The 5,527-nt window shown below is 41.9% G+C and carries 6 protein-coding genes; all 6 read left to right on the forward strand.

The annotated features are described in order from the left end of the window. Window positions 1–62 precede the first annotated feature (62 nt). Window positions 63–1,106, forward strand: a complete 1,044-nt coding sequence (locus RDS42_RS11925; protein WP_308783856.1) for a CPBP family intramembrane glutamic endopeptidase — start codon at window positions 63–65, stop codon at window positions 1,104–1,106. A 192-nt stretch (window positions 1,107–1,298) separates the two neighbouring features. Further along, a complete protein-coding gene (locus RDS42_RS11930; protein ID WP_308783857.1) occupies window positions 1,299–2,897 on the forward strand; it encodes an SEC-C metal-binding domain-containing protein in 1,599 nt (532 codons plus the stop codon). Beyond that, entirely contained in the window at window positions 2,894–3,175 is a 282-nt protein-coding gene (locus RDS42_RS11935) for an acylphosphatase (protein WP_308783858.1), read from the forward strand. Before RDS42_RS11930 ends, RDS42_RS11935 begins: the two co-directional genes overlap by 4 nt. 16 nt (window positions 3,176–3,191) lie before the next feature. Further along, the gene (locus RDS42_RS11940) at window positions 3,192–3,971 is read left to right on the forward strand and encodes an EFR1 family ferrodoxin (protein WP_308783859.1); all 780 of its coding nucleotides are present in this window, start codon (window positions 3,192–3,194) and stop codon (window positions 3,969–3,971) included. A 42-nt stretch (window positions 3,972–4,013) separates the two neighbouring features. Continuing rightward, window positions 4,014–4,271 carry a hypothetical protein gene (locus tag RDS42_RS11945; RefSeq protein ID WP_308783860.1) on the forward strand — a complete coding sequence of 86 codons (258 nt, stop codon included), beginning with the start codon at window positions 4,014–4,016 and terminating at the stop codon, window positions 4,269–4,271. Window positions 4,272–4,430: 159 nt separating this feature from the next. After that, a complete protein-coding gene (locus RDS42_RS11950; protein WP_308783861.1) occupies window positions 4,431–5,303 on the forward strand; it encodes a MurR/RpiR family transcriptional regulator in 873 nt (290 codons plus the stop codon). Window positions 5,304–5,527 lie beyond the last annotated feature (224 nt).

The following is a 5,527-nucleotide window of genomic DNA, read 5'->3' on the forward strand; positions in this document are numbered from 1 at the left end:
CATTACTAAAAGAAAGGAAAAGGTGATGTTTTAGCTTCTATAAACATCATACAAGGAGAATTATGAAATTTACGCAAACAGAGAAAAAACAGCTTCTGATCTATGTGATCATAGCATATGGAATCACCTATGTGCTGGGACTTCTGATGTGGTATGGTTATGGAAAAGGTCTTGATCTCAGCGCTTTTCCAAACGCGCAGATGCTGTATCCGGCAGCAGGTGTGATGCTGGCTTATTTAATTACCAGAAAGGGAGATAAAAATCTTCCAAAGACTTTTTACATATTCTTTGTGGCACTTACGGCGGTGCTGGTTGTCTGTACGGCAGCTTCTGTTCTGGATCCGAAAAATATAGATCTGATGGGCACGCCGTTTTCTCAGTGGATGCTGATTCTGCAGTACGTTATGATAGGCGGCAGCGTTATTTTCTGGATTCTTCTTCTGGTATCCGGTAAAGAAAAGCGCAGAGCCTATGGACTGAACAGTGGCCATTGGAATACATCTGTTCTTATGATCCTGTTGTTTATTGGATTATATCTTCTCAGATTTGCCATTGCCAGCGCCCTGGGCGGCCAGCTTTCTGAATTTGGAAAAATAATGGCAAATCCGACTACCTGGATCATGTTTTTTACTGTTTTGGTGAACTTTTTCCTGTCAGTAGTGGCATTCTTCGGGGAGGAATACGGATGGAGATATTATCTTCAGCCTCTTCTTCAGAAAAGATTTGGACTGAAAGGCGGTGTGATCCTTCTGGGCTGTGTGTGGGCTGTATGGCATCTGCCTATTGACTTTTTCTATTACACTACGCCGGATATGGGACTGGCGGCTCTGGCAAGCCAGTTCGTTACCTGCATTACTCTGGGGCTTTTTATGGCATATGCTTATATGAAAACCCAGAATATCTGGGTTCCGGTGATCATTCATTTTTTGAATAATAATATGGCGGTAGTTTTTTCAGGAACATACTCTGCAGAGGTTCTTCAGAATCAGCAGATCCACTGGGGAGATATTCCTGTGGCGCTGGTAATGAATCTGCTGATCTTTGGATGGGTGATCTTTTTGAAGCCGTTTAAGGAGAAAAAGGAAAAATGCAGCCCGGCTGAATGAAATGCATGTTAAACATTAGAACAGCAAAATAAAAATGTAGGAGAGTCGAATGGTGCTGGAATTCTGACTCTCCTGTTTTTTGCATTTATTTCTATCCTGCAAAACCCTGTTGTGTGTTTGAGCAATATGAAGTAGAATAGAAGAAATGAAAAGGAGAAAGATAACTAGAAACACAGACACAGGAGAGAAAACATGGAATTTTATCAGCTTAAAATTATAAGAAAGGGAACAAAGCCGCCGGTTTGGAGGAGGTGCCTTGTTCCTTCCGATATTACTTTTGCACAGATGGCAGTGATTCTGGAAGAAATTCTTGAGTATACGTTTACAGACAAATATGAGTTTGAATTTTATCAGGAAAAGGTTCAGGTCAGAGAATATAAAGAAGGTGAACCCAAGGTGGATTCTTCTCAGTATGGTTCTGCAAGTGCCTCTGACACACTTGTAAATAGTCTTCTGGATAATATGACATGGTTTACCTTCCGGGTAAAGGACAAAGAACAGGAGATGCCGGAGTACAGAGCTGAGGTGGAAAAAAAGCTTCCTGTAGAGACAGGTGAGAACGTAGTACATTGCCCTTGCATTATTAAAGAAAAAACAGGTACAGAGGATGCTTTCTGGTCAGAGACAGAGAAGATAAACAAGCGTCTGGAGGAGCTGTTCAGCCTGGAAAAGAAAACTTCATCCAGAAGCAGAAACCCCAAAATTGCAGAGTATCTTCAGGCATACGACGAAGAGGATCTGGCTTTTCTTGCCGGAGAAATAGGGATTTCCGATGCAGAAGAACTGAAAAATCCGGAGCTTGCAGCCAGGTTTGCAGAGGAAGTTTTAAAACCGGAGGTTATGGAAAAAGAGATTCTGAGGCTGAATGAAAGGGAATTCCGGGCTTTTGAGAAAGTGACAAAAAAGGGCCTTTTTTATGTGGAGGAAAATGAATGGACAGATCTGGAATGGGCCAGTGATATTGGATATCTTGCAGTTTATGATGACGGATATGCAGAGGTCCCGGCAGAAGTTTCCGCTGTTTTTAATAAGATCTGTACACCGGAATTTTGCGAGCTCCAGAAAAAAAGAAGCTGGCTGACGGCATGTCTGGTTATGGTGGAATGTCTTTACGGTACAGCGCCGGCAAGAGTGGTATACAGAATGTACCGCAGGAGAAAAGAATGCAGAGTAAGCTTCGATGAATTTACAGAATTGTTCCGGTCTGTTCCGGAAGAGGAAAACCTCTGCGTGCTTGACGGGGACAGGATCAGCCTGAGGGGATTGCTGGAAGAAAAAGAAATTTACCAGATGCTTCTGGAACGTCAGGGAAACAGAGAGTTTTATATTCCTTCTGAGGAAGAGATCGCAGACTGTTCATATTATGGATATCCTTCTCAGGATCCGGTTTACAGAAGTATTTTTAGTCTTCTGACAGAGGAACTTGGGATGGATGCAGAGCTGGCAGAAGTCTATCTCTGTGAAATTTACAGAGTCTATTATACAGGCGGACTTATGTCTGAGGCCATGGATCAGCTGAACAAAAACGGTGTTATTTTTGAGACACAGAAGCAGGCCAGAGAGATGGCAGAACTTTTGATGGAGGCATATAACACAACCAGAAAAGTGGAATTGTGTGGACATACCCTTGACGAGGAAGGTATAGGAAACAGAAGAAACGAGACGATATTTCCGGGGATGTTCCAGAATAATATGCCGGTAAGCAGCAATAAAAAAGTTTATCCCAATGATCCATGCCCCTGTGGAAGCGGAAAAAAATATAAAAAATGCTGTGGGAGAAATGTAAAGTGACAGATAAAAAAATACGCAGGAGATTCTGCTTTAAGGGACATGTCCAGGGTGTGGGATTTCGCTATAAGATGTATTATCTGGCACAGAAATATAATGCTACCGGGTGGGTGCAAAACGAATTTGACGGTTCCGTTACTTCGGAAGTTCAGGGTGATGAGGTTTCGGTAGATATGATCCTTCAGGCACTTTTTAATGATCGGTATATCCGCATCGATGATATGGAAACCAAGGCTCTTCCGCTGGAAGAAAATGAACGGGGATTCGCGATGAGAAACTGAAAAAGGGGGAATTGCTGTGATCTTTTATTTTTCCGGAACAGGAAACAGTGCATATGCTGCCAGCCAGATAGGTGAGAAAACAGGAGATCAGATTTGCTCAATAAATGAAAGGATAAAAGCACATAGATTTTATTCAGGAAGGGAACTGGAAACAGCTGTTTTTGTGGTGCCTACTTATGCATGGAGAATACCAAGACTGGTGGAGCAGTGGATACGAAAATCGGATTTTTCTTCCGGATTAAAGGCATATTTTGTAATGACCTGTGGTGACGGGATTGGAAATGCACCAAAATATATAAGGAAGCTGTGCAGAGAAAAGGACTTTGTTTATATGGGATGCGCCCAGGTTATCATGCCGGAAAATTACCTTGCCATGTTCCCGGTTCCCTCTGAGGAAGAAGCATGCAGGATCATCCAGGATTCTCAGGAGAAACTTCAGGAAACGGCGAAAAGAATTGCCGAAGGGAAAGAACTGAAACCTGAAAAGGAGAATATGGCAGGCGCTGTGTGCAGCGGTCCTATCAATGGAATCTTTTATCCACTTTTTGTGCATGCGGGGAAATTTAATGTGGATAACACCTGTATCAGCTGCGGAAAATGTGCAAAAGTCTGTCCGCTGGACAATATCAGGCTGGTAAAGGGCAGGCCGGAATGGGGAAAGAAATGTACCCACTGCATGGCATGTATTACTCAGTGTCCGGCAAAAGCTATAGAATATGGGAAAAAATCTCTTGGAAAGCCAAGATACCGCTGTCCTTATGAGAACCGGAATATCGAATCCGGCAAGAGCTTGTAATGTGCTGCATCAGGAAATTTTATAACAGGAGAGATAATTAATATGGAAGAATTATATAAGGCAATTGAAAATAAGATCAAAAGCTCCGGCTATCCAAGACCGATTTCCGGAGAGGCGGTTTATGAGGATATCTGCGATCAGATTGATGGGAAAGAGAACGGTTCCTATGTACTTTTGTCCAAGTTCGAAGATGACGTGATCTTTGAATATCATATTACAGTCATGGATGATGAGTTTAATCTGGGAGTGCTGACCATGCGGCTTCCGGAGGGTGTTTTTGAAGTGAATTTTGATGAATAAAAAATAGATCAAGCAGAGGAGCCGAAAGGCTTCTTTGTTTTTTACAAACATTTAACATAGTGGTGTGTGATTCTTTTATTTGGTTTCTGCTAGAATAGAAAAAGTGAAAATTCATCTGAAAAAGAAATTTTCTGTAGAATTTCTACAAGGAGAACAGCTATGAAAAATGAGATCAGGCTTTTAATTGAAAGAAAGTATGGAGATTTGAGGACTTCGGAAAAACAGGCTGCAGATTATGTTATGGCGCATTTGGACAAGATCAGGGAAATGCCTTTGGAAAAGCTTGCACAGAAAAGCGGTGTCAGCCAGCCGACGATTATCCGGATGACAAAGGCTCTGGGATTTCAGGGTTATAAAGAATTCCGTTATGCGGCTGTAGAGCAGCTGGCTCGGGATCAGCAGGAAGAATGGATTGCTCATCCCATGTACGGATATCCGCTGAACCGAAAAGATAAGTTAGAGGATATTCCAGGAAAGGCAGCAGTAACTGCAGGAAAAATGATAGAAGAAACCCTGAAAAACTTTCCGGTAAGTGTATTTAAAAAAGTAGTTGATGCTCTTGGAAAAGCCAGGATCATAGATATATACAGTGTGGAAAACTCCAATGCGGCGGCTTCAGATCTGCTGACAAAGCTTCTTTATCTGGGACTTTGCTGCAGGCATTTTGACGATCAGTATCATCAGAGGATCAGCGCCGGAAATTTGACAGATCAGGATGTGGCAGTAGGGATTTCTTATTCCGGATGGTCCAGAGATACAGTAGATGTAATGAAGGAAGCGAAAAAAAGCGGGGCTGCAACAATTGTGATTACAAATTTCAGAGATTCACTGATTACAAAATATGCGGATATTCTGATATGCACCAGCCAGCAGCAGTATTTTTATGGAGACGCGATTTTTTCCAGAACAGCTCAGATGATGATCATTGATATGATCTATATGGGGCTGATTGCTTCAGATTATGACAGATTTTCGGCAGCCCTTGACAGAAGTGGAAGAGCTGTCTGCGATAAGGCATATCTGCCTGTGTAAGTTTACTACTTTGATGAACTGTAAAGGCTTTGTTAAGTTTACCTGTGCTTAACAAAGTCTTTATTTTTCTTTGATGGAAAGCATTTTTTGCGGTTGCTATAATGGCGGTGTTTCGAGAAAAATCCATAAGACTGGTTACATGATTGATCATTACGATCACAGGTAAAAAAGGAGACCAGCTATGAAAAGTCAACCCTAAATTAGCAAAAAATTAAGTTCGTTTT

The sequence above is a fragment of the uncultured Blautia sp. genome (genome assembly GCF_902497045.1).
Taxonomy (GTDB): Bacteria; Bacillota; Clostridia; order Lachnospirales; family Lachnospiraceae; genus Blautia_A.

Coding starts and splice junctions, on each gene's coding strand:
- RDS42_RS11925 (WP_308783856.1), top strand. CDS start 63: ATGAAATTTACGCAAACAGAGAAAAAACAGCTTCTGATCTATGTGATC.
- RDS42_RS11930 (WP_308783857.1), top strand. CDS start 1,299: ATGGAATTTTATCAGCTTAAAATTATAAGAAAGGGAACAAAGCCGCCG.
- RDS42_RS11945 (WP_308783860.1), top strand. CDS start 4,014: ATGGAAGAATTATATAAGGCAATTGAAAATAAGATCAAAAGCTCCGGC.
- RDS42_RS11950 (WP_308783861.1), top strand. CDS start 4,431: ATGAAAAATGAGATCAGGCTTTTAATTGAAAGAAAGTATGGAGATTTG.